General features: G+C 40.4%; 18 protein-coding genes, 2 pseudogenes and 2 other annotated features. Of the genes and pseudogenes, 12 read left to right on the top strand and 8 right to left on the bottom strand.

What is annotated here, in order from left to right:
• The first annotated feature begins 28 nt into the window (after positions 1 to 28).
• Positions 29 to 1252 carry an MFS transporter gene (locus ACTQ45_RS03115; protein WP_441762936.1) on the top strand — a complete coding sequence of 408 codons (1224 nt, stop codon included), beginning with the start codon at positions 29 to 31 and terminating at the stop codon, positions 1250 to 1252.
• Positions 1253 to 1755: 503 nt separating this feature from the next.
• Here ACTQ45_RS03115 and ACTQ45_RS03110 read toward each other — a convergent pair.
• The 5 genes from ACTQ45_RS03110 to ACTQ45_RS03090 form a co-directional block, all read right to left on the bottom strand.
• Positions 1756 to 2469, bottom strand: a complete 714-nt coding sequence (locus ACTQ45_RS03110) for an alpha/beta fold hydrolase (RefSeq protein WP_441762935.1) — start codon at positions 2467 to 2469, stop codon at positions 1756 to 1758.
• A 139-nt stretch (positions 2470 to 2608) separates the two neighbouring features.
• Positions 2609 to 3781, bottom strand: a complete 1173-nt coding sequence (locus tag ACTQ45_RS03105; RefSeq protein WP_441762934.1) for a M20 metallopeptidase family protein — start codon at positions 3779 to 3781, stop codon at positions 2609 to 2611.
• A 42-nt stretch (positions 3782 to 3823) separates the two neighbouring features.
• Complete coding sequence (locus ACTQ45_RS03100; protein WP_441750500.1) at positions 3824 to 5005, bottom strand: M20 metallopeptidase family protein; 1182 nt, start codon at positions 5003 to 5005, stop codon at positions 3824 to 3826.
• Positions 5006 to 5729: 724 nt separating this feature from the next.
• Positions 5730 to 6269, bottom strand: coding sequence for a phosphoribosyltransferase family protein (locus ACTQ45_RS03095; protein ID WP_441750499.1), 540 nt, complete (start codon positions 6267 to 6269; stop codon positions 5730 to 5732).
• 1 nt (position 6270) lies between these two features.
• Positions 6271 to 7347 carry an NCS2 family permease gene (locus ACTQ45_RS03090; protein WP_441762933.1) on the bottom strand — a complete coding sequence of 359 codons (1077 nt, stop codon included), beginning with the start codon at positions 7345 to 7347 and terminating at the stop codon, positions 6271 to 6273.
• Between the two features lie 371 nt (positions 7348 to 7718).
• Between ACTQ45_RS03090 and ACTQ45_RS03085 the strand changes: the two genes are divergently transcribed.
• The 8 genes and pseudogenes from ACTQ45_RS03085 to ACTQ45_RS03050 all read left to right on the top strand — a co-directional run.
• Positions 7719 to 9074: an efflux RND transporter periplasmic adaptor subunit gene (locus ACTQ45_RS03085; protein WP_441762932.1), complete on the top strand. Its 1356-nt coding sequence runs from the start codon at positions 7719 to 7721 to the stop codon at positions 9072 to 9074.
• A 5-nt stretch (positions 9075 to 9079) separates the two neighbouring features.
• On the top strand, positions 9080 to 9895 hold the full coding sequence (locus ACTQ45_RS03080; protein ID WP_441762931.1) for an ABC transporter ATP-binding protein: 816 nt from the start codon (positions 9080 to 9082) through the stop codon (positions 9893 to 9895).
• On the top strand, positions 9879 to 11120 hold the full coding sequence (locus ACTQ45_RS03075; RefSeq protein ID WP_441762930.1) for an ABC transporter permease: 1242 nt from the start codon (positions 9879 to 9881) through the stop codon (positions 11118 to 11120). Before ACTQ45_RS03080 ends, ACTQ45_RS03075 begins: the two co-directional genes overlap by 17 nt.
• A gap of 184 nt (positions 11121 to 11304) precedes the next feature.
• Positions 11305 to 11525, top strand: a binding site (T-box leader).
• 89 nt (positions 11526 to 11614) lie between these two features.
• Positions 11615 to 11823: a binding site (T-box leader), on the top strand.
• 59 nt (positions 11824 to 11882) lie between these two features.
• Positions 11883 to 12734 (top strand): acetylglutamate kinase, encoded by an 852-nt coding sequence (gene argB / locus ACTQ45_RS03070; protein WP_441762929.1) that lies wholly within the window; start codon positions 11883 to 11885, stop codon positions 12732 to 12734.
• Between the two features lie 36 nt (positions 12735 to 12770).
• Positions 12771 to 13811 carry an N-acetyl-gamma-glutamyl-phosphate reductase gene (argC, locus tag ACTQ45_RS03065; RefSeq protein ID WP_441762928.1) on the top strand — a complete coding sequence of 347 codons (1041 nt, stop codon included), beginning with the start codon at positions 12771 to 12773 and terminating at the stop codon, positions 13809 to 13811.
• 35 nt (positions 13812 to 13846) lie between these two features.
• Positions 13847 to 15055 carry a bifunctional glutamate N-acetyltransferase/amino-acid acetyltransferase ArgJ gene (argJ, locus tag ACTQ45_RS03060; protein ID WP_441762927.1) on the top strand — a complete coding sequence of 403 codons (1209 nt, stop codon included), beginning with the start codon at positions 13847 to 13849 and terminating at the stop codon, positions 15053 to 15055.
• Between the two features lie 22 nt (positions 15056 to 15077).
• Positions 15078 to 16289 (top strand): aspartate aminotransferase family protein, encoded by a 1212-nt coding sequence (locus tag ACTQ45_RS03055; protein ID WP_441762926.1) that lies wholly within the window; start codon positions 15078 to 15080, stop codon positions 16287 to 16289.
• 491 nt (positions 16290 to 16780) lie between these two features.
• A pseudogene (locus tag ACTQ45_RS03050) lies at positions 16781 to 16999 on the top strand (universal stress protein); the annotation flags it as partial.
• Positions 17000 to 17506: 507 nt separating this feature from the next.
• Here the strand turns inward: ACTQ45_RS03050 and ACTQ45_RS03045 are convergent.
• Positions 17507 to 17710, bottom strand: a complete 204-nt coding sequence (locus ACTQ45_RS03045; RefSeq protein WP_441762925.1) for a hypothetical protein — start codon at positions 17708 to 17710, stop codon at positions 17507 to 17509.
• Positions 17711 to 18112: 402 nt separating this feature from the next.
• Here ACTQ45_RS03045 and ACTQ45_RS03040 point away from each other — a divergent pair, with 402 nt between their 5' ends.
• The 3 genes from ACTQ45_RS03040 to ACTQ45_RS03030 all read left to right on the top strand — a co-directional run bounded on the left by ACTQ45_RS03040 (position 18113) and on the right by ACTQ45_RS03030 (position 22900).
• Positions 18113 to 20605, top strand: a complete 2493-nt coding sequence (locus ACTQ45_RS03040; RefSeq protein ID WP_441762924.1) for a G5 domain-containing protein — start codon at positions 18113 to 18115, stop codon at positions 20603 to 20605.
• Between the two features lie 626 nt (positions 20606 to 21231).
• Positions 21232 to 21627: a universal stress protein gene (locus ACTQ45_RS03035; RefSeq protein ID WP_441762923.1), complete on the top strand. Its 396-nt coding sequence runs from the start codon at positions 21232 to 21234 to the stop codon at positions 21625 to 21627.
• 187 nt (positions 21628 to 21814) lie between these two features.
• Complete coding sequence (locus ACTQ45_RS03030; RefSeq protein ID WP_441762922.1) at positions 21815 to 22900, top strand: alpha/beta hydrolase family protein; 1086 nt, start codon at positions 21815 to 21817, stop codon at positions 22898 to 22900.
• 151 nt (positions 22901 to 23051) lie between these two features.
• Here the strand turns inward: ACTQ45_RS03030 and ACTQ45_RS03025 are convergent.
• Positions 23052 to 24813: pseudogene (locus ACTQ45_RS03025) on the bottom strand (ABC transporter permease/substrate binding protein).
• Positions 24806 to 26032 (bottom strand): quaternary amine ABC transporter ATP-binding protein, encoded by a 1227-nt coding sequence (locus ACTQ45_RS03020; RefSeq protein ID WP_441750486.1) that lies wholly within the window; start codon positions 26030 to 26032, stop codon positions 24806 to 24808. Before ACTQ45_RS03020 ends, ACTQ45_RS03025 begins: the two are co-directional and overlap by 8 nt.
• Positions 26033 to 26235 lie beyond the last annotated feature (203 nt).

Genomic DNA, 26235 nt, shown 5'->3' with positions numbered 1-26235 from the left:
GAATTTGACATTGATAGGGGGATACTTGTTGGCAACTTTTTTGATATTAATTATTTATATTGCATTTATTAGTCTGGGTTTACCGGACGCAGTCTTAGGTGCTGCTTGGCCGATCATGCAAGGAGAACTGAACGCTCCCTTAGAGGCAGCTGGTTTATTATTTGGGATGATCTCAGTCGGCACGGTTATTTCAAGTTTATTTAGCGGAACTCTATTGAAGAAATATGGAACAGGTCGAGTGACGGTTGTCAGTGTGATGCTGACGGCGATTGGCTTACTAGGATTTAACTATGCGGAGTCAATTTACTGGCTGTTATTTTTTACCCTGCCATTAGGTTTGGGTGCTGGGGCAGTTGATGCTGGTTTAAACGATTATGTCGCGATTAACTATAAAGCGCATCATATGAATTGGTTACATGCTTTCTGGGGAGTAGGGGCAACGATGGGACCATTGGTTTTATCCCAGTTCATTTTAAGAGGTTATTCTTGGCGGAATGGTTATCTAGTGATTGCTGCGTTTCAATTTGTCTTGGTGCTTGTCTTGCTGGTAACTTTACCACTTTGGAGAAAAGTAGCGGGGGAAGGCCCAATCAAACAAGAAGCGAACCAAGAGGTAGCGGCATCATCAAACACAGCTAAGAAACCCAATGTCTTTAAAATACCTGGGGTTAAATGGGCCTTACTAACTTTCGTCTTCTACACAGGAATCGAACAAACCGTTAACCTATGGGGGAGTACATTTTTAGTAGATTCTAAAGGAATCGATCCAGCCACTGCAGCGGAATGGTTGTCCTTTTATTTTCTAGGAATTACGATTGGACGTGTGCTGTCTGGCTTTGTTTCCTTTAAGTTAAACAACAAGCAAATGTTACGTCTAGGTCAATCAATTGTCTTAGTTGGCGCACTGACTTTACTGTTACCTTTACCAAATACCTTTATGTTAGTTGGTTTGGTACTGATTGGTTTAGGGTGTGCACCAGTCTACCCAAGCATGTTGCACGAAACACCTACCCGTTTTGGGACTGAAAATTCCCAATATGTCATGGGCCTTCAACTAGCTGCCGGTAACACAGGTGCATTATTATTACCGCCATTATTCGGCCTTGTTGCTTCGCGTTTTTCGGTTAATGTTTTACCAATATTCTTAGTTATCTATGCGATAATTTTATTATCTAGTACCGAAAGGCTCAATTTATTAGCAAGCACTACCCAAAAATTGGCGCACCGTGCTCCTTCATTAACTAAACTATAGCTCCAATATAAAATATCGCTGACCTTTTTTAGGATTCAGCGTTTTTTTTGCCGATATAATCAGAAGTTCGGCTAGAGATGCGTGTAAGAATAACCAATCTAAAGGCCATAAACCAAGTGCTAGGTTTTCTTAATAAGGACTTGCTTCAGATAAAACCTATCCGAAGAATTATCATTATTCTGCTCATGATCTATAAGCAAAGGATGAACAGAACCTCAGATTATCATGGTTATTTGATAGTTGAATATGGTAATGTCAATGGAACGATTGTTATTGCACTTAGGAGAGCTATCGGTCAACTTTAGAAAAAGGATCAGCGTGGCACATATTCAGGCTGACGATGTTTGGATTAAAGGGTTTGGATTTTAAAGACCGGATTCTATAATCGAAAAAACTGTCAAGCAATAATATATGTTAAAAATAACGAAATAAACACTCTAGCACTATTCAGATAAAATGAATGGAGCTAGAGTGTTTATTTGTATTGGAAATAGCTAATGAGATTAATATGGAAAATTTTTAACCACTAAATCTACAATCAGTTCTCTTTGTTCAGCAGACGAAATGGTCGCTTGACCGTCTTTTTCTTGCCGGCCGTAGTCGCCAAAGCCACTATGATTGCCACCTTCGATTTCGTCGTAAGTCGTATCAGGCGGCAATAATTTAGTTGCCGCCTCAAAAGCTTCCCAATTTAAGACTTTATCCTCGGAAGCAGTCACCGACAAAACTGGGAAAGTCACCTCACTTAAGTCAGTCGAGCCAGCCAGATAACTCGCCAATAAGACTAAGCCAGCCACTTTACCAGAATCGACTAAAGCTGCGGCGTTATTTGCTGCGATCACGCCACCTAAAGAATGGCCCATGAAAGTCACGTCTGTTAATTGATAGTCTTCAACCACAGCCAAGCCACGTTGTTCAGCTAAAACCGGTAAGTTCAAGGGGGTGTCGATTAAATAGACGGTGAAACCCGCTTCAGCCAACTGACTGGCAAGTGGGGCGTAGGCATTTTGTTCAACGAAGCCACCTTGATAAAGGACAATTGCAGGTGAATCGTCCTGTTCAGGTTCAAAGATACTGACATAGTTTTCAGTTACAGCCTTTTGAGCGGCCAGTTCGGCAGCTGGCGTAGGGGCATAAGTTAGTTGTCGAATCCCGACTACAGAAATAACCGTAATAAAAGCGAGTATTCCCAGTACATATTTCAACCATTTTTTCAAATCGTCACTTCCAAGTCTTGAGTTATATTTCAGCCAAGTATATCATATTCTTTAAAAAACCAACAATTTCTCTGACTCACTATCACTTATAAAGGTTCCCAAAATAGGGTTTATAAGTGTCATATTTTGGGCAATAATTTTAAAAATCCTCTTGCTTTAAATAAGCCAAGGCATATTGGGCATACAATTCTGCGCCAACGATTAATGTGTCTTCATCAATATTGAAACGTGCATGGTGATGAGCGAAATCAGAGCCTTTCGACTCATTGCGTGTACCAACCGTCGCAAAAGCTCCCGGAACATAATTGGTGTACTCTCCGAAATCCTCGCCACCCATAGTCGGAGGTAAATGACCTACCGATTGTTCGCCAAAGGCGGCTCGAGCAATGGATTGAACTAATTGCGCGCTGCGGCGCTCATTGATCACAGGATCTAAGACCCGCTGATAGTCAAATTTAACTGTTCCACCGTAGATAGCGGCCGTTCTTTCGGCATAGCGCTTCATTTCGCTTTCAACGATATTACGTGTGGCTGGGTCAAAGGTTCGAACGGTTCCTTCAATTTTAGCATTCTCAGCAATGATATTAAAACGGTCACCGGCATCGACCTTACCAACTGTCAAAACGGCTGCCTCAAGTGGGTCAGTCGCTCTGGAAATAATGGTTTGAATGTGCGCAATATATTGTGAGACCATCACGACCGCATCTTTGGTTAGATGGGGTTGGGCAGCGTGGCCGCCGGAACCTTGAAAATGAATCTGAAAGCGATCAGTCGCCGCAAAACAAGCTCCAGGAATACAGTTGACTAGACCTGCCTCATCAACTGTCCAAATATGAATTCCGAAAGCATTATCGACTCCTTCGAGGACCCCTTGCTTGATCATCTCTTTCGCTCCTTGACCAATCTCTTCGGCCGGCTGAAAAATAAAACGGACCTTTCCTTTAATTTGTTCGCGGTTAGCCAATAAGGCTTTGAGAGCCATCATGAGCATTGAAACATGACCGTCATGTCCACAAGCGTGCATCTTGCCTGCGTTTTGCGATACGTAGTTTAAATGATGATTGAGTTCTTGGATTGGCAAGGCATCCATATCTGCTCGCAGTAAAACAGTTTTACCAGGGTGGTCACCGCGAATTTCCGTCATCACGCCTGTAGGTTCCATTAAGCGGTAGTCTAGGCCTAAGTCATCTAATGTTTCTGCAATGAATTTAGTCGTTTCGAACTCCTCAAAAGCGAGTTCGGGATGTTGATGGAGGTGTTGGCGCATAGCAATCATCTCTGCTTGATGGGCTTCGATATAATCTTTAATCATCTGATTCATAGTTGCATAGTATCCTTTCGTGATTAAATTGGCTTAAAACTCGTCTTGGTCTAAATAACTCAAGGCATACTGTGCGTATAATTCAGCACCATACTTCAAGGCATCTTCATCGACATTAAAACGCGCATGATGATGCGGATAGTCTGTTGCCTTGACTGTGTTACGGCAACCCAGAGTAGCGAGAGCACCGGGTATTTGAGTCAGGTAGTAACCGAAATCTTCTGCGCCCATTGTTGGGACATCGTGGTAGACATGGTGATTGCCAAAAGCCTTTTCGGTCACGCTCTGAACAAGTTTGGCACTCAACTCATGATTAACGACAGCTTCCGTCATATGACGATAGTCAAAGTCGACCGTTCCGTGATACATGGCAGCAATTTGTTCCGCATAATGCTTCATTTGAGTTTCCACCAGATCGCGAGTTTCCTGACTGAAAGTCCGGACAGTTCCTTCTAAGTGGGCATTCTCCGCAATAATGTTAAATTGATCGCCTGACTCGAAACGGCCAACGGTCAGCACGGCCGCTTCCATTGGATCAACGGCTCGGGACACGATGCTTTGAATATTATTAATATACTCGGCCGCCATCACCACCGCATCATGCGTCATGTGAGGTTGGGCCGCATGGCCGCCTTGGCCTTGAAAATGGATTTTGAAATGATCGGCGCCTGCAAAAGCGGGACCTGGGTCACAGGCGATTAAACCCGTCTCATTAACTGACCAAATATGAATGCCAAATGCATTATCCACGCCGTCTAGCACCCCTTGTTCAATCATTTTCTTAGCACCCGCCGCAATTTCTTCGGCCGGCTGAAAGATAAAACGCACAGTACCTTTGATTTGCTCCTGGACAGTTAATAAAGCTTTTAAGGCTATCAACAACATGGCGATATGGGCATCGTGTCCACAAGCATGCATTTTACCTGGGTGATTTGATCGATAAGCCAGCTGATCGTTTAACTCATCAATCGACAAAGCGTCCATATCTGCCCGTAATAAGACCGTTTTTCCAGACTGGGGACCTTTAATCTCGGCGATTAAACCGGTTGGCTCCATTAAACGGTAGGGGACGCCTAATTGTTCCAAGAGCCGCACAATGTATTGAGTCGTTTCAAATTCCTCAAAGGACAATTCTGGTGTTTGATGTAACTGACGACGCATGTTGATTATTTCTGATTCGTGAGTTAGGATAAAATCTTTTATTTTTGGATTCATAAAATTCTCCTTAAATAATTTTAGATGATAGTCAAAGCTAAGAATACTATAAATGATACGCTTCGGCAAAGAAACTAATTAAAACTTGTGGTGATATAGGCCATTATTTGGACTTGTATTAAAGAACGCAAATCAATCGTAAAGATCAAATTTTCACTGCCAGAGTATGACCCAGCAGCTTCTCTCTATTATTTATCGGAATCAGGTAAACTCTGTGCAGATTATGGCTACTTGATCCACGTATTCTGAGGACTGTTTCACATCGTGGCTCGCTTAGCCACGCATCAAAAAACATATTTATTTGAATTTAGCGACCAGTAATTTACTCGAACAAGAACCTACAGACTGCTTGAAAATACAAAAGTGTCCTTCACTTCGTTTCACGACGATTTGATAAAAATGCACAGACTTTACATCGTGTTTGCTCGCCAGCACACCTTTTGATCTTTCTATACGTGAAAAGCGTGAGCTTAACTGAGACTACAAGAATCGAAACAGAAGGTATCTTCTCGAAGACAGTAATACGACTCAAGCGACGCAATTTCCGGTTTTTAAATTGGGGTGACACCGGATGGCCCTCGTTTCCGGTGTGGCTCTTTTTTCGCCACCTGAATGGCTGAGTATAATTCACAAGGTCATCTAGTATGAAATAAAAAGCCCCCATCAATTACAACCTATCATGAGGCGGCAGTAAATGGGGGCGCATTATGGACCGAAGGGTCTCTTACTTAAATAGTGGTAACTTTTCTAAAAATTTGATGTCGGTCCGTTCGCTAGCTGGACCTTCGGCAAGCAGGGCAATTTGGTCGATAACCACAGCGCCTGCATCTTCGGCCAAATTCTTCAGGGCAGCTAAAGAATCGCCAGTGCTAATCACATCATCGATTAAGACAACGCGTTTGCCTTTGAGTTCTAGAACATCGCGGCCATCTAAAACGAGCGTTTGAACCGCCTGGGTCGTTATGCTATAAACTTCTGTCGTCAGTGGTTGTTCCATGTAAGCTTTGACTGTTTTACGAGCCACATAAAATTTCGGGTGGTTAAACTCCTGAGCAATACATTGAACAAGTGGAATGCCCTTGGCCTCGGCTGTGAGAAAAAAATCAAAAGGAAGGGTTATTTTTTCAGCTAAGGCTTGTGCGCCCAGCCGTGCGAGCTCGGTATCGCCCAGAAGGACGAAAGAGGCTATCGATAGATTATCGGATAAACGAACAATGGGTAATTGGCGAGTTAAGCCAACAATCGATAAGTTATAAGTTTTCATTTTATAAAGTCACTCCTAATAGTGGTAGTAAGAACTTGACAATCATGCCGGCAATCATCCCGAAGAATGGATCGAAGAAGTAACTCACAATCATGGTGATGCCCGTTGTCATAGGGTCAATGGCTGAACCGGCTGAGAAATTTGAGGGTGTCGTGACCACTGCGCCTAATACAAATAAGAAGCCAGCAATCGATTCCATCGGCACAAACTTTCCGAGTTTAGGCAGAATACCAAAGAATAAAATCAATGCCATGATTGTCATCATTAAAACGCCAGATAGCACAGGATTGGGGGCACTTCCGGTTGCGGAAATAATCGATTCAAGTGGGGCGCCTCCAAAGAGACTGGTGACAAAGTCTGCAACGGAACTGACCACGGTTAGAGTATCAACATTGACTGGATTAGTTTCTGCTCCGGTCATACTGCCCGTAATCATCCCAAAGGAAATATTAGAACCGATGTTCAAACACGCTAGTGCTAAGGCGCCTCGGGCAATCTTCAAATTTAAAGCTTGTGGTTTTATGAAGGATAACTTTTTCTGCGTCACATCTTCAGGTAAGTGAAAGAACTGTTTCTTATAGACGGCAGAATAGAGGGTGGCGAGCACGACTGAAGAAACAATCGTATAGACTAAGTCATGTGTGAAAATGTAGACTACCAAGGCAGTTACAAAGGAAATAATACCAACGCAAGGATTACTCTTTGCCATATCGATCGCAGCTTTAACAAGGATTAGACCTACACCAGCCATCATACCCGCGGTAATTTCTACACCGATAAAGTCGACTAATTGTTCCATCAAGCCAAATAAGCCAATGACTGTCATAATAATTGCAGCATAAAAAATTAAGGAGACCCTTTCACGTTTGTTATCACCCATAGTTCCGGCAACGGTTATAGTTTCGACTTGAAATGAGACCGGTGCAACCGATCCCGTTAGAACATTCGCAATCGCAGCAAAAGCAAAGCCGAGCCCTGTCGGAAAGGCCGCAAAACCGAACGATAACGCTAGAATCCCTTGAGGGATGCCATTAATAACAACTCCAATTGCTGCCAATAAATCTTGAATAAAATCCACTAATCAAACACTCCATCCTGTCTGTTTTTCTACTCATACTATAAATTAAATAAGGAACAGATTTAAAGTATTTGTTAATATTGGATAAAGTTTTACTGTTAACGTTCGTCTTTTGGCCTGGTTGGGGATTGAAACACACACAATAGTCCACAAGTCCGTTCATTTAATTTCCGCTATTCGATTAACAGTCGACTATAAAACGACGAATCACTCACTCTCGCCAAAGAATTCTATCCACATCGAAATACTTAAAATTTAGTTTGAATTTTAAGTATTTGGTTAAGGGATTCACTTGTAGGTTTAATAGCCAAACAGTATAATAAAATAATATTAGGTTAATTTAAATATTTTGTACTGGAAATGAGGAAATTATGAAGCAACACAAAGTTATGATTGAGATTTCGGTAGGCCTATTAGTGTTGTTGCTGGCTTTGGGCTATGTACTTCGCTCGCTTTTCTTTAGTGGCAGCGCACAGGGAAATCAGATGCAAGTCGCTCAAACAGGACCTGAAATGGTGAATTCGACAGAAATATTGGACGGGAAGCCACTATTAGCTGGCCAAACAGCAGATTCGATGGTTTATTCAACCTTTAGACTGTATCAACAAGATCCGGTATCGGTCAGTGGAATCGCACATCTGCAAACAGATCAACCGTATTTCTATAATGCTGAGATGGGAAATATTACCAGCGTCCAAGTTAGAGACGGGCAACATGTGAAGAAAAACGATCTCCTATTTGCATATGAAGTTGACAGTCAACAGACGCAATATGACCTTGAGGATACACTTAAAGACCAAACTCGATTATATAATCAGCGGGAAAACTTACTTCTAGAACTCACTCAGCTGTCAGGTGCTGATTATAATTATCAAGGCGACAAGATTTCTAGCCATTGGGATTATTCTGGCAAACAAGCGTATTATATCGAGGAAGAAATTGGTGACTCAGCTAATACTGAAAGACCCTCGCAAGTCGAGGAAGAGATAGCCTCTGGTGTAGACGCACTCAAGGAACAAATCCGCCTGCTGAATCAACAGATAGAGGATATCGAAATCAAATTGATCCGCCTCAAGGAACAACAATATGGCCGAATCCTCGCCAAGTCTGAGGGCATGGTCATCTTAAATGAAGCAGGCAAGGACAACTCACAAGTCCCCTTTGTACGCATCATTAGTGATCAGGTATCGGTCGTCGGCTCGGTGACTGAATATGAGTATTATACACTAGCAGAAGGGCGACCAGTCAATCTTTACGTGAATGCAGAGGACCGCGAGGTCGCAGGTGAAATCACCGCTTTCGATCAAATTCCCGCCGCTAGTACAGCTAGTGATTCGGGGCAGGTGGTCAATCAGATGATCGGTTCAAGCTCAAGCAGTAGCCAATTTAATTTTACAATTCAACCAGAAACATTTATTCAACCAGGCTTCTCTGTGAAAATAGGGATTCAATTACCAGGCGTTGTGATCCCGACCGAAGCGATTACCGAAGAGGCCGGCCAAAGTTTTGTCTTTGTTTATCAAGATGGCAGGGTTGAAAAACGGGCAGTCACGATTGAACAACAAGGGACTAACCGGGTGGTTCTCCGTGAGTTAACAAGTGGAGAGGCACTAGTCCTGCATCCTTACGACTTACAAGATGGTCAAAGCATTATGACAGATATTGATCTGATGGGATTGAACACTGAGTTCGACGGATTACCAGAAAATTTGGAAGATAGTTGGTGAGTGTAATGAATCAGCAGGAAGCAGAAAAACTCTTAGCATCTAATAGCTCCTTGATTCAAATTAAACAACTTAACAAATATTATCAAATGGGCGACCAGTTATTACATGTACTCAAAAATGTGGAATTAACAATCTACAAGAATGATTTTGTCTCAATCATGGGACCTTCTGGATCGGGTAAATCTACCCTGATTAATGTCTTAGGTTTCTTGGACAATGACTTTGAAGGAGACTATCTGTTTGAAGGCAAGACACTCGAACATAGAACGGACCAACAGATTTCAGCCCTTAGAAACAAACGCGTCGGCTTTGTGTTTCAAGACTTTAATTTAATCGCAAATATGACGGTTGAAGAAAATGTCCGTTTGCCTCTTTTATATAATGGCTTGTCCGCTAGACAGACAAAGGACCGGGTGAAAGACGCCTTAGATAAAGTTGGTTTAGCAGATAAATTAAAACAAAAACCGTCCGAACTATCCGGCGGACAGAAACAGCGCGTGGCGATTGCTAGAGCCTTAATTAATCAACCACAGTTTATTATTGCTGACGAACCGACAGGAGCCCTAGATACTAAAACATCTGCTGCCATCATGGCTATCTTAACTAACTTACACAAAGAACAAGGGGTGACAATTATTATGGTCACCCATGATCCAAGAATCCGTCAATTTGCCTCACGTCATATTACAATTGTCGACGGAGTAGTTCAAGCAGCTTCACAAGATTACGATCAAAACCAGTTAGGCTACCTACCAGGGGACCGACTGACTACGATTGATCTAACAGGCAAAGAAAGCAGGGTGAATGATGCGCTTAAGTGAAATACTCAAGTCATCCTTGGCGACTTTGCGGATGAATGGGCGACGGACGTTTCTGACGATGATTGGGATTGTCATCGGTATAGCGGCAGTAATCACGATTATGAGTTTAGGCAATGGCTTCCAAAAACAAACTCTGGATGAATTAGCTCAAGATGAGCTAGGAAGATCAAGTCAGGCTTTTTATTATAACCCAACCAATATGGACATTGACTTTAGTAGTTTTCAGCCTTTCAAAAATAGCGACTTAGCAGCGATCGACCTGATTCCAGGTGTCGATGAAGTACGAACGGCCGAAGATATTCCCCAGCAAGCGACCTACATGTCGGCAACTTTTCGAAACATTACCAACTCCTATGATGTGGCGCTGGTCGAAGAAAGTAATCATACATTGTTTGTCGGACGTAATCTAACGATCGCCGATTCTCAATACCGTCAGAAATATGCGATCATCGATAGTTTTGCGGCAAGTGAACTATTTGGCGATCTTGAAAAAGCCTTACACAAATCACTTGATCTCGATGGCAGCGACTATACTGTTGTTGGTGTCTATGATAGTCAAGCTGCTTTTACTAATGAAGATGATGGGATGGGCTTTGGTGACATGGGCGGCATGTACACCGTGATGAGCCAGGTAGAAATACCTTATGAGACCTTTCAGTACTATAATCCCCAAACCTTTTATAATTGGGAAATTACTGTCTTCTTTGAAGCAGGCGTTAATATGAAAACCATTAGTCAACAGATTTCAGATTACTTAACACAGAATGGGTCTGCCGCTGAAGATGGCAGCTACACTTATTATGATAGTTCAGAAATGATGGAACAAATTGGCAATACACTCAGTATGATTACACTGTTTATTTCAGCAGTTGCGAGTATCTCGTTATTTATTGCAGGTGTCGGCGTAATGAACATGATGTATATTTCTGTATCCGAACGCACCAAAGAAATCGGAATTCGTCGTTCATTAGGTGCTACGCGCAAGAGTATCCAATGGCAATTTCTTTTAGAAGGTATTGCGATTACCACCCTAGGTGGCTTAGTCGGCTATTTTGCTGGGATAGGCTTAGCTTTTTCAGTCAGTCGATTTTTACCATTCTCAGCGATTGTCGATGTTCAAACAGCCATGGTTAGTGTCGGAGTGTCCATTTTAATTGGTTTAGTCTTCAGTGTGTTTCCTGCCAGGGCAGCATCACGTAAAAATGTGGTTGAAATATTACGTTAGTTTCAGATTCTTAAGAGAAATTCACGTGAAAAAGATACAAGAGAGTACAAGTTTTATGATAAACACTGTCTAATTCTGAACCACTAAATGAATAAAAACTAATTTTACGAAGGGGTTCTAATCTAAAATTAATATTACGGTTGACTTTAAGTTATTTCGGTGATAAGATGCTGATAACTTAATAAGGAATTCGATGAGTAAGAGAGTAAATCATCATGAGGCCACAGCGAAGTAGGGACGGTGGAAGCCTACTGCCGATTGATGTTTGAAGCGCACTTACGAGAAAACCAGTGAATTGAGATTGGATATAGCTGGCTTCGCTGAAACTGTTCAGCGTTAACAATTAAAGTGAATCTAGGAAACTAGATTAATTAGAGTGGTACCGCGGATAAGTCCGTCTCAAATGTTCAATGAGCATTTGAGACGGGCTTTTTCGCTTTCCAGGTTTTTATCGCCTTTCATGCGGTTAAGTCGTCAAAGGAATTTAATTTTACAGACAATCTAGGATAAAGCTAGTAAGTTATGGAGGATCGACAGCGAGGTGGAGACGATGAGAGTCTACTGATCGAAGTAACTGAATCGCACTTTGGAGATTTCTCGCATAAAAGCGAGACGTAGAATCAACGTTATGATTTTAAAGTGAATCAGTAAGTAAGATGACTGATTAATTAGAGTGGTACCGCGGGTTAGCCTCGTCTCTATGTTTGTGAAACCCAAGCATTGAGATTTGGTATTTGAGTTAAATGAAAGTAGGGAGTTATTATGAAAAATGACAATGAAAAAGCAGAAATATTAATCGAAAGTTTGGAGTACATTAAGAATTTTCACAATAAAGTCGTTGTAATCAAATATGGTGGCCACGCGATGATATCACCTGAGATTCGTGAGCAAGTGATTAGTGATATTGTCTGGTTAAAGTATGTCGGAATGAAGCCGGTGATCGTGCACGGTGGCGGGCCTGAAATCAATCAACTCCTGAAAGTTAAGGGAATTGAAACACGCTTCATCGATGGGTTGCGTGTTACAACGCCTGAAATCATGCAGAATATTGAAATGGTTTTGACGGGCAGTGTGTCTCCCTCTTTAACGACACTTTTCAATGCGAACGGTATTCCTACGGTCAGCGTCAGCGGCAAAGATAATAAAATACTTGAAGCGGAATTAAAATCAGATGAACTGGGGTTAGTCGGTGAAATAACGAAGGTTAATACGAGCTATCTAAATCATGTCATCGAAGGCGGCTTTCTACCTGTAATTTCACCAATTGCCTATGGGCCAGACGGACTCAGTTTAAATATAAACTCCGATGAAGCCGCGAGTCAGATTGCTAAAGCGCTTGAGGCTGAAAAACTAATTCTATTAACTGATGTGGCGGGAGTCTACCGTGACTTTAACGATCCGTCGACCTTGATTAGTCGATTAGATATTCAAGGTATGCGCTCGGCCATCGAAGAGGGGATTATTAGCGGCGGTATGATTCCAAAATTAGAGTGTTGCTTAGCAGCCCTCGAAGGCGGCGTCCAACGTTGTCACATTATTAATGGCACAATTAAGCATTCGCTAATACTTGAGTTATTCACTAAGCAAGGCATTGGGACAATGATTACGCATTGATTCATTCTATTTAGGCAAAGAAAGGGAGAACTGATGATGATTAAAGTGAGTATTATAGGAGCTACTGGTTACACGGGGAGTGAACTGATTCGCTTGTTGATTCTTAGAGATGATATTGAATTCAATTATTTAACGTCGACCCGATTAGCTGGGCAGTCAGTGGCAACGTATTACCCTCATTTAAGTGGATTGATTGATCTAACGTTTAGCGACTATCAATCAGAAAGTGTCTTAGGTGAAAGTGACGTCGTCTTTGTCTGTTTACCTCATGGACATGCGATGAATCTGGTTAAAGAAGCGCAAAATTATCCGGTCAAATTGATTGATTTGAGCCCGGATTTTAGAATCAAAGATAAAGCGGTTTATGAAGAGTACTACCAAGTTAAACAGACGGCGCCAGAGTTTCTAGAGACTGCGGTCTATGGTTTGCCTGAAATCAATCGCGAACGGATAAAAGATGCCCGACTCATTGCGAATCCAGGTTGTTTTGTCACAAGTGCCTTGTTAGGCTTGCTACCGATTATCAACTCGACGCTCATTGATACTCAGTCGATCATCATTGATGCCAAATCAGGAGCAAGCGGTGCAGGGAAAAGTGCGAATACTGCCGCTTTATTAGCTGAATTGCAAGGTAATTTTAAAGCGTATAATGTGCTGAAACATCGTCACATTCCAGAAATTGAACAAGAACTCCAAGCTCAAACGAAACAGCCGGTTCAAATTCAATTTACCCCTCACTTATTGCCGATTGAACGCGGCATTTTCACCACTATCTATGTCAATTTGACAGAAAAAGTTAACGAGGCGGCGCTTCACCAAATGTTCCAAGAGAAGTATAGCGAGGAAGCTTTTATTCAAGTCTTACCAATCGGTCAATTACCTGAATTGAAATCGATCCGTGGGACCAACAATTGCCAGTTACAAATTCAGGTAGACGAACGGACGAATCGTTTGATCATTCTAGTCATTCTCGATAATTTGGTCAAAGGTGCCTCTGGCCAAGCCGTTCAGAATATGAACATAATGTTTGGTTTAACTGAAACAAAAGGTTTGAACTTAATGCCCCTAGTTCCTTAATGATAACCAAATATGAATGGAAAGCAGGAAATTAAATGAAAAAAATAGCGGGTGGCTTGTGTGCCATTAATTCAGTTTTCGCATCGGGCATTCATGCAGGATTCAAGGCGAATAAAAAAGATCTTGGCTTGATTTACTTTCCCAAGGGTGCCACAGTGGCTGGAGTGTATACCAAAAATGCGATTCAATCCCATCATATTGTGTATGATCGCCACTTACTCGAACAACATTCGATTGTTAAAGCAATTCTGACTAATAGCGGAAACGCCAATACGTGTAATGGCGTTCGAGGCGACATGGCTGTTCAAAAAATGGCCCAAACCTTAGCAGATGACTTAAATATCAAGGTAACGGAAGTCTTAATCTGTTCAACAGGTGTAATTGGCGTCCCGCTGACATTGAACAATTTTGATGAGAAGGTTCAACAATTGACCAGTCAACTAACGGATCAAGACTCAATCACCGCCGTCGAGGCGATGATGACAACCGATACACATCCTAAGCAATTAGCATATGAATTTAAAATCGATCAACAGTCGATTAAAATCGCAGGCATTACTAAAGGGTCTGGCATGATTCACCCTAATTTAGGGACTATGTTATCCTATTTAGTGACCGATGTGGCGCTTGATCAAGCAGAACTAAACATAATGTTGTCAAAAGTAGTTGATAATAGCTTTAATCGCTTAACAGTCGATGGCGATACTAGTCCTAATGACACAGTATTCTTAGCTTCAACAGGTGAACTTAAAATTGAATGGAATGAAGAAAAACTGGCCACATTTTATCAAAGCTTGGAACAGTTGTGCCAAGACTTAGCGAAGATGATGGCTGCCGATGGCGAAGGCGCAACGAAATACGTTGAAGTACTCGTTAAAGGCGGACAGAATCAAACAGACGCAGTGAAAATTGCCAAAGAAGTCGCGACATCCAGCCTGGTAAAAACTGCTATTTTTGGTCAAGATGCTAACTGGGGCAGAATCATTTCTGCAATAGGTCAATGTCAACCAGATGAACTGGATCCGACTAAAATTGATATTGCGATTGCCTCTATAAAGGGACAAGTTGCGCTTTGTTCTCAGGGGATCGGCTTAACTTTTGATGAAGAGTCAGCAGCTGAGATCATGTCAGAGAAAGAGCTGAGCATTCTGATTGATTTAGGTATTGGAAATTTTCAAGCGGAAGTTTGGACGTGTGATATGACAGTGGATTATATTAAAATCAATGCCGATTATCGCAGTTAAATCAAGATAGGAGGAAATTGTGATGGAGAACATTAGTAAAGAAGCAATCGTAAAACGTGGCGAAGCTGTCTTGATGAATACCTATAAACGTGATGAAAAAGTGCTAGTCAGCGGCAAACAGGCTTGGGTAACAGCTGATGACGGCAAAGACTACTTAGATTTTGTTTCAGGCATTGCGACAAATGTTCTAGGACATGCAGATGAAGGACTCGTCGAGGCGATCACTCAACAAGCAAAGCAGCTCATTCACACATCAAATTTATACTGGACACTTCCTGGAATCGAGCTTGCTGAAGCACTCGTTGAAGTCTCAGGATTAGCAAAAGTCTTCTTCGCCAATTCCGGAACCGAAGCCAATGAGGGAGCAATTAAATTAGCCCGTAAATGGGGTTTGGAAGCCAAAGGCGAGTCTGCTGTTGAAATAATCACGATGCAGCAATCCTTCCATGGTCGAACGATTGCGTCCTTAACAGCTACTGGTCAAAAAGAAATGCATCATGGCTTTGGACCGATAGTACCTGGGTTCAACTATGTGCCTTTTAATGACGCTCAAGCGTTGAAACATGCGCTTACCTCCAATACATGTGCCATCCTCTTAGAAGTGATTCAAGGAGAAGGTGGGATTAATCTGATGAGTGATGCGTTCATTGAAACGGTCAACCAAATTCAAAAGGAAGCCAACGTTTTGATTTTGATCGATGAAATACAAACAGGAATGGGGAGAACCGGTTCAATGTTTGCCTTTCAACAAACAAGTTTGCAACCAGATATAATCACATTAGCCAAGGGCTTGGGCGGAGGTGTCCCAATTGGCGCAGTACTCGCGACTGAAGCGACGGCTAAACATTTCGGACTAAGTGCCCACGGATCAACCTTTGGAGGCAATCCACTCGCAACAGCGGCTGGCCTGTACATTGTCAAGGCGATTAAAGAACGTGACTTGTTAGCCAATGTCCAACAACAAAGTCGCTATTTAGTTGAAAAACTGACTAGTTTACAGCAGAGTTTTCCTGTAATCAAAGAAATCAGAGGGAAAGGCTTATTAATCGGGATTGAATTAGATGTGCCAGTGACTGAGGTTATTCGCTTAGCTTACGAACAAGGCTTATTAGTGACAAGTTCTAAACATAATGTTCTCCGAATCCTGCCACCATTAACCGTGACCAAACGAGAAATGGACTATTTCTTAACCATTTTTAAATCTGTTTTGGAAAAGTTGTCTGAAAAGGCCTAGACAATTTTAGTGATATTGTGAAAGCAGGCCAATGACTCAGAGACTTAATATAGAGCCGCCGTCTCAATATTGGCGGATAAAAACTCTTGTCTGCAAGGGCCAGTAACGGATGACAGTATCGCAACTATTGAGATTTGCAAACTATCTAGCTAAAACACTCTATAATCCCTGCAAGCTAAAGTGATTAACACATAGTTTGCAGGGATTATTTTGATTGAAATTTGACAAGATGTTTTGCTTTATGGTCCAGATGTTTGATATTTAGACTAACTAAATGTTCGCGCTTACAAAGAAATAAAGGCGGTGTCCAAAATGTCAATAACAAAAAATAATATGTTACCGGTAGATGGCTCTCAACAGTCAATTGGTTCATTTAAACGGGGAATTGGCTATGCTTCTGAGTTGAACAGTAGACTTATCTCGTACAGGTATTTAATTAAAGGTAAGAAGATCTTCCGAAACACGAAAAAGAGTCCTTTTTAAAATCCTTAGCTGAATTTACTGAGAAACAGGGTGTCAGAGTAACTAAATCATTAATTTATGGAGAAGCTCGTACTCAAATTACTTCAGACTTAGTCGAGAAATGGTCCTTTGATTTAATCATAATGGGAGCCACTGGAAAAGGAAGAATCGAAAAGATGTTGATTGGATCAACGACAGACTTTGTGATACGCCACGCCAAATGTGACGTTCTAGTTGTCCGTCAATAATGAATAAAAGAACGAGTATTTAATCCAGCTGAAATTCAGCTAGTTAAATACTCGTTTTATTTAGTTATGCTTGGGCAAGCGACAGACAGTTAATCAAGAAGTAATTGGAGCCATATAATATGATTAGCTTTAATCATTCTAATTCGAAATCTATCTAGCTATTTTCCTGTAAACCATAGTCAACTCTCCTGCGAAAGATCAACAAATTTGATACCCATATATTGCCTCTAGAATTTATTATAGTTTCTATTGATGTTATTGAATTTGTTACACTTGCTGTTGATAAAAAATAAATATAATGTCTTAAAAGTGATGCTATAAATCGTACTAAGAAAACGCAGAAGAATTAAAGGTCAGAGTTACTAGTATCTACATAACCTTTAAATTTTTGTAGTCGTTATCAAGTTACCGTATCACGGAATATTATTAAGTTTCCCATAGTGTCGGCTTCGTGTCCCTTTTTAGTAATAAAAGAGTGACGAAAACTTTACCATACTGTCAACATCTTTAGTAATGGTGGAAACAACAATGAGGGTTGCTCATATTTAAGTATTGCATCCTTAAGCCAAAAGACATCTCATCAAAATGGACAATTTGACTTAAACCAACAGACTTAGGGTTTCTTTTAGATACAATGTCATCACCATATACAGAGTTGCGCCAACCAAAATAAGACCATTTACCAATTTCGGGATTTTCAAATCTGTCCAAAAAACTGAGGGTTTCAGTAAACCTTGTTTTATCCGCAAGAACAATCCTTCTGACCTTAGGGGATATTTCTTCTGAGTTATTAACGTTAATCATACCCACCTTATACAGGCTTTACATTAACCAGACTAATTCACAAGCATTTTAATGAGAGTGGAACCTTTTTTCACAAGACGTCAGCGCTCCATACCTGTTTTCAGGTAGTTTATAACGATATTATTTATCACACAGACCCACTAAGACAGTAAGCGGACGAGGTTGACAGGTACATATAGAGTATATGTACAATATACATTGTGATTATTGTGCAGTTATGCAACGGTTTGACAAAAACAAACAGGATTATGCTATATTTGACGGGTAATTACAATCTTATATATATACATTTAAAAGGGGGAATCATGTTTGACACACATAACAAGGCGAGAGTACCATAGAGACCTTAAGGTACATAAGGTAATGCGTAAAGTAAAAAGAATCTGGGTATCGGTATCTCTAATCGGCAGCGTAGGTCTAATTTCTACACCAGCACAAGCATCAGCAGAAACAAGTGAGTCAGCAGTTAAGTATGTATTAACATCGGATGCATCTACAAAGTTTGAAGGTAAGGCAGAATTAGCTGGTTTAGAGTTAATTAAAGCAGAGACATTAAACGCATTAGATGGCGTAACTACTAATTGGGAACAAAACACATTGGAGCAAGTAAAAGCAGAAATCGCACGTCAACAAGATTTAGGCTTAGAAGCATATGTATTCCAATGGGGAGACACATTAGGTGTAATCTCAGAGGCAGTAAATAAAGACGTACAAGAGTTGGCGGATGCAAATGGGATTGACAATAAGAACTTTGTATTGACAGGCGATATCTTGATCAATGTTATCGAGGTAAATTTCAGTGTAAAACAAGGCCAAGTACAATCATCTGAGCAAGCCACACCGGTAGCAACAGTTGAGACGGTTAAACCAGCAACACCAGTAAAACCTGTTGAATCAGAAAATCCAGACGAGTCAGACACACCAGACGAATCAGACAACCCAGAAGAATCAGAGAATCCAGACGAGTCAGACACACCAGGTGAATCAGAGAATCCAGACGATTCAGACACACCAGATGAATCGGAGAATCCAGACGAATCGGAGAATCCAGACGAATCAGACACCCCAGATGAATCAGACACCCCAGACGAGTCAGAAACACCAGATGAGTCAGACACCCCAGACGAGTCAGACACGTCAAATGAATCAGAAACACCGGGTGAAGTAAATCCTGAGGACCCAGATAAGGAAGTAGACCCTGGAGAGCAAGAAACAATTAAAGTCACTTATGAAAATGTCACACTGAATGAAAGTATGTCCTTCGAAACAATTACACGAGAGAATGCAGACCTTGAAATTGGTGAAAGCATTGTCGTACAAGTAGGAAAACAAGGAGTCAAGACTAAAGTCTATGAAGTAACCTATCACAATGGAAAAGAAATTTCTCGTAAATTGGTTAAGGAAGAAGTTACCTCGGATCCTGTTAATCAGATAATTGAAAATGGAACAAAAGAAGCTGTTGTTGAATATGTAACAGTAAGTTTTAATACCTCTTTTCAATTTTCTGAAGAGATGATTGAATCCATTAAAGTAAAAAAAGGGGATACATTAATTTTACCAACTATGAGTGAAACTCAGGGAGCCGTTTTTGTAGGTTGGGCTGATAAAGATAAAATTGACATGAAGTATTATGGTGAGAAAGGCACGCATTATGATAGTAATACACCAATTACAGAAGATATAACTTTATACCCTCAATGGTTAAATAAATATAAAGTCAGCTATCTTTTAATGACCCCAGAAGACCAAAGGAATGGATATTACGGTGAAGATTATATGGAATATATTAATTCTTTCGCTACTGAACCTATTATTTTGTTGGAGGGCCAAACATTTCAAGGTGAATTTCCTCTAATGCCAAAAGTTGAAGGCTTTGAATTATGGGGTTGGCATGCACTAATTGATAGAGTCAGTTCTCATATTACTGATAATTCTCTTGTAGAAAATGTGGGATATCAAGAACAAAGACTACATCCTAATTGGGTTAAGGATGCAGAACCTTTACCACCTGCTGGAAAAGATGAAGTTTACTTATTCCTCGATTATGGTTACAGTGAATTTAATAATCAAGTGCCCAAAGCACCCGTTGTGTATGTAGCTGAGCGAGGGGAGACTATTGACTTGCCTGATTATTATAGAGAAGGATATAAATTTTACGGCTGGGCAACAGATTTTATGGCTAAAGACTACGCTTCAAATCAAATTACCGTTGAATCGAATACCACACTTTACCCCGCTTTGGGCAAGTACATGAATATTATTTTTGACTTAGGGGAAGAAAAATTGTTGACTATTCCGGACCATATAGATGGCGATTTTTTAGAATTCCCTACTCCAGAAAGAGAAGGCCATCGTTTCGATGGATGGTATAATAGTGATGGTGTTCAATTTGGAAATGGCAACATAGTAAATGACTATGATTACACCGGATCATACACCTTTTATGCAAGATGGAAAGAAACCAACAATACAATGCAAACCTTAAACTTAGATACTGAAGAAGTTTCATTAATATCAGATTTAAATGATGATGATAGTACTTTAGACTCTTTTGTGGAACAAGCAGACTTTATATTAGAAACTGATCTGAAAACAGAGGAATCTACTGACATAATTGAGGAAAATAACGATACTAAATCATCAGACCAGGTAGAAGAAGCGTTTGAATCAGATAGCGCAGAATCTACTCCAGAAGTGAGTGATACTGTATCTGAAGTTATTCCTATAGAAGCTATTGCAGTACTAGAAACTACATCAACAATTGAAGGTTCTGTCACTGTCACAGATGACAGCGTTAAGTAAAGTACTACCTTAAACTAGGTCTAAGCCATGTGCTTTCCTAGTTTTTTTATTCTATTCATAAAAATGTTTTTAGGAAGTTGGCGTTCTGAATCTATTAGTGGTTCTTAAAAATAAAAAAACGGTTTTGTAATTTATATACAACTCGTTATCCTTTATTGACAGCTGATTTTCGATTTTTAATCTCATAAGTGAACTAACTGAACTCAATTGGATATCGTTTAGTTTCATTTTTAAGGTGCCGTCAAACTGTTAAGAGAAATTTAGTTATGGCAGAAAACTTTAGCAGAACTTTACAACTTGGGTGGCTGTCATCATTTAACGATACAGTAAGCACTGTAATTCATCGTTCGCCATATCATAATAATGAATCAATATTGGATTCCTGTTAACTTCTTTGTCCTCTAAACCATTTTGCATGAGGAAATGGTCTAGCCACGATTGTGGAGAGGGCAAGACTTTATCAATAAACGGGGAGGAAAAACTTTGCAAAGCTAAAGTTGATTTAAACTTAGTTTTCGGGTGTTATTTATCGATAAATTTGACAAGATGTTGTGAATTAGGGTTCGGTTGAATTATACTTAGAATGAAAGGTTGTTTGCGCTTACAAAAGAAAGGCGGTAGTCAACATGTCAAAAGTAAAAAACATTATGTTACCGGTAGATGGGTCACAACAGTCAATTGATGCGTTTAAACGAGGCATTGAATATGCTTCTGAGGTGAATAGCAGTGTTTATCTCGTACAAGTTCTCAAAGAGGGACATGAGAACCTTCCGAAACCTGAGAGGGAGTCATTCTTAAAATCCTTGAGTGAGTATGCGGAGAATCATGGTGTAACCGTCAATAAATTATTAGTGTATGGAGAGGCTCGAAGCCATATTGCGACAATTTTAGTCGATGAATGGTCGATTGATTTAATCATTATGGGAGCAACTGGCAAAGGAAGAGTTGGAAAAATGGTGATTGGATCAACGACAGACTATGTAATCCGGCATGCTCGGTGTGATGTCTTGATTGTTCGTTAAGATAAGTGAGAAGAGTCAATATGATGCGGGTGTTTAATTTTGCTGATAAACAGCAGATTAAACACCTGCTTTATCTCGTAATTTCTGGAGAACAGATAACATTAATCACCGACAGGATGACAAATGTAACTAGTAAGTTTAACTGGATTAATTTATAGTTTAAGTATAAAACAATTGGAGGTCATCGATGGAAGCTTTTATCTGGTTAGTCTTAATCATTCTACTGGCAAGTGCATTTATACTGGTAATTACTCGTAAAATTAGACCTTGGTGGAAGAAAAATTTGAGCTTGTTGCTTGTATTGCTAGGCATCGGCTTCGTTAGTTTTCAACTTCTCTTTCCATTTCATGAACCTTTAAAAACATCTGGCCAACTGGCTGTTATAACTGAAACCTTATACTTCAAACACGAAACAGCATTTCCAGACTATGCAACAAATGAAAGTCAAAGGGAAATTCCAGTAAAATTATGGTTGCCTTCACAGTCTGAAAACGAGCAATATCCACTGATTATATTCTCTCATGGTTCCTTTGGTGTTGCAGAATCAAACGAATCATTGTTTTTAGAATTAGCTTCTCACGGCTATGCGATTGCAAGCTTAGATCATCCTTATCATTCGTTTGCGAGTACTTTATCAGATGGTCAAACAATTTTAGTAGATTCTAGTTTTTTTCAAAGTGTCATTAACTCACAAGGATCAGAGGATTTACAAGGAACTTTAGAACGTTTTGTCGACTGGCAAGAGATTCGGGTGGAAGATATAAATTTTGTGTTGGATAGTATTCTTCAAGACGAGATCAATCAAACGTATTTAGAAAGAATTAATCCGCAAGCGATTCTATTAGCTGGACATTCATTAGGTGGCTCGGCTGCTTTGGAAGTTGGTCGGGAAAGAGCAGATGAACTGATTGGCGTCATTTCATTAGAGGCACCGTTCTTTGGTGATATTCAAGGGATTGAGGGCGATGAGTATCTTTTTGTAACGGAGGAATACCCATTACCAGTCCTACATTTTTATTCGGATGCGCTCTGGGGTAGGCTCGATGAGATTACAACTTATGAGATGAATCAGCGCCTAATTAACAGTCAATCAGCCAAATTCGTGAATGTTCACATCGCTGGAAGTGGTCATATTGGCTTAACCGATTTATCGCTGGTGACTCCTACGGTGACAAACTTATTAGATGGTGGGCTAAATACGAAGCCAGCCTATGAAAAATTGGCTGAAATTAATCAGGCTAGTTTGAACTTTTTAGAGAATTTAGAATACTAAGTGACTAGGCTGTTACATCAACAAGAATTCCTTACTGAAAAAATCGACAGAATCGATATACCCCTACAAGCCACCGGAACCGTTAGTCATTATAAAGCATAAAAGCTCCCCGCTGCCACAAGATAATTTGCGCAGAGGGGAGCTTTGTATATTAATTTTCAGGTAACTCAGCTAACCATTGGTCAACTTTATCACGATTTTGGTCAAGCCAGTTTTGAGCAGCTTGTCTTTCCGTCACACCATTTTCCATTTCTAATGTGACGCTTTCCATATCTTCAACGTCCCAAAAGAAGTTATCAAGAATTTGGTAAGCTTCTGGCATATCTTCTTTGAGACCATGGCGCACAAGTGTATGAATTTGTTCTGATTCACCGTAAACATTTAACGGATCCTCTAAGAATTTCAAGTCATAACGCTGGAACTTCCAATGAGGTGTCCAACCAGTCAACACAATGTCTTCTTCATTGTTTAAAGCATCTTTTAATAATGCTAACATAGCACCAGTAGAAGGGGACTCTAACGTCCAATCGCTTAAATTGTCATACTCTTGCATAACCAGTTCCGTTTGTATCATAATCCCGGCACCTGGCTCAATTCCAACAATATTCTTAGCGGCTTCTTGATCCAATTCATCAATTGAATCAATGTCCATGTAACTAGGAACTACTAATCCGCTTCTGGCTCCATCTAAGTTAGGGCCAAGATCGACGACTTGATCCTCGTAACTAGAAAAAATTGAGCCATGGGTCGTTGGTAACCAAGCAGCAGTTAACGCATCTGACTCACCTGAAGCAACCGATTCAAACATAATCGCATTGTCGACAGAAACCAATCGCACATTATAACCTGCTTCTTCTAAAACCAAAGCAATCACGTTAGTTGATGCTACTTCAGTATCCCAAGGATTATGAACGAGTTGAATAGTTTCACCTTGTTGTTTACTTGTAAATTCTGTTTGAGTCAGACTATAGGCTAATTCGCTAACCATCAACAGAACTAACAATAAGCCAAGGATTTTACTTATAGATAATTTTTTCATGTGATTTAATCCTTTCTGCTTATTGAGCGTTTTTTCTGTTAATACTTTGCAAGATACGGTCAATTAATATTGCCATCACCACTAAAGCAAAGCCTGACACGAAACCTGAACCAACATGGCCACGTTGTAAGGCAGTTAAAACATCGGTTCCTAAACCAGGCGCACCAATCATTGAGGCTGTAACAACCATCGATAGGGCAAGCAGAACCGTTTGGTTAGCACCAGCCATAATCGTTGATTTAGCATTTGGCAATTCCACCTTGACTAATTTTTGCCAACCTGTACTACCGAAAGATTCAGCAGCTTCAACAAGTTCTTCAGGCACTTGACGGATACCTAAATTCGTAAATCTGACAATTGGTGGTAAAGCAAAAATCACAGACGCGAATACACCAGGTACGACACCAGTTCCAAAGAATGACACAGCCGGTATTAAATAAACAAAGGCTGGCATTGTTTGCATAAAGTCTAAAGCAGGCTGTAAAATACGCTCTAAAAACTTACTCTTAGCCATCACAATACCTAGGGGTACACCAATAATGATGGAAATTAAACTTGCCGCAATGATTAAAGTTAAGGTGTTTAACATATTTGTCCAGAGGTTTTGGTTATGGATATACCATAAACCAATACCAGCAAAAACAGCTAAACCAAACTTCTTACCAGTCACCCAGTAAGCAATAAACATAACGATCACTATAAATACAAGCGGGGGAATGAATAACAGCACTTGAGTCGTACCTTCCATCAAGCTTGTCCCAAACTCTTTAATACTATCAAAAATAAAACTCAAGTGAACCGTTAACCATTCAATTAACTGCGTCATCCACTGTGAGACAGGTAAGTGGGGGAAAAAATCTAATAAACTACTCATCGGTCGCCGACTCCTTTCTGTCTTGTGTATCATTGAGATCATAATCCGTCGTCATCGCACCGATAACATTACTTCTGACAATGACACCTTCGATTTTTCCGTCTTTATCTGTGACGGCAACCGGTGTTTCTGAATCATGAATGACATCAAAAAGATGGTCGATTAACACGCCAGAAGCAACTTCAGGGACATCACTTTGAATCGCACTAGAAATCGTCGTATGATCCAATTTCAATAACTTCTCAACTTCCTCATGTGTGACATAACCAACTAATTGCTGCTTATCATCAACGACAAGAATATTATTCATCCCTTCATCTTCCATCATTTTTAAAGCAACCGCAGGCGTATCCATCTCTTTAGAAACGGCCGTTGGTTCTTCCATAATATGTTCGGCTGTATAAACTTTCGTACGATCAATGTCCTCGACAAAACGCGTCACATACTCATTGGCGGGATTAGACAAAATCTCTTGCCCCGTACCAATTTGAACAACCTCGCCATCTTTCATAATTGCAATCCGATTACCCAATCTCAAGGACTCGTTCAAATCATGCGTAATGAAAATAATCGTTTTATTCATTGTTTTCTGCATCTCAAGCAATTCATCCTGCATATCACGACGAATTAAAGGATCTAAGGCAGAGAAAGCCTCATCCATTAACAGAATATCAGGATCATTTGCGAGCGCTCTAGCTAGCCCGACACGCTGTTGCATCCCACCAGATAATTGATCCGGAAACTGATCTTTATAAGCAAGTAAACCAGCATTCTCCAAAGCCTTCTCAGCTTTGTTGCGGCGAACTTTAGCATCCACACCCTGAACTTCAAGACCATACTCTGTATTCTCGAGAATCGTACGATGGGGGAAAAGACCGAAGTTTTGGAAAACCATACTAATTTTCTTACGACGCACATTTCGTAAATTCTTCTTATTCATAGTAGAGATATTCGTCTCATCAATAAAAATGTTACCACTCGTCGGTTCAATCAAACGATTTAACATTCTCACCAACGTGGACTTACCACTACCCGACAAGCCCATGATAACAAAGATTTCACCTTCTTGAACATCAAAAGACGCCTGATTGACACCAATTGTCGCACCCGTAGCATTCAAAATTTCTTCTTTACTTTGCCCTTGATTCATCAAATTCAAAGCTTCTTTATCTTGTTTACCAAATATTTTCGTTAAATTTTCGACTCTTAATTTAGTCACAATTTGCCTCGTTTCTTGTAATTAATTTGTAATATTGACTGTTTTGTAGCTTAACATAGATAGAAAGCCCTGTAAAACAAGGATTCACAAATTTCACAAGCTTTAGAACATGTTGCCGTTTACAATTGCTAAGCTCATATAATTCTAAGAATATGGTAATAATTCGATGAGAAACTCTCATAAGGCGATAAGGGTGATAGTCA

The sequence above is a fragment of the Fundicoccus sp. Sow4_D5 genome (assembly GCF_052116365.1).
GTDB lineage: Bacteria > Bacillota > Bacilli > Lactobacillales > Aerococcaceae > Fundicoccus.
Note: the sequence above shows the minus strand (reverse complement) of the source record. Positions and strands in the feature narration are given on the sequence as shown.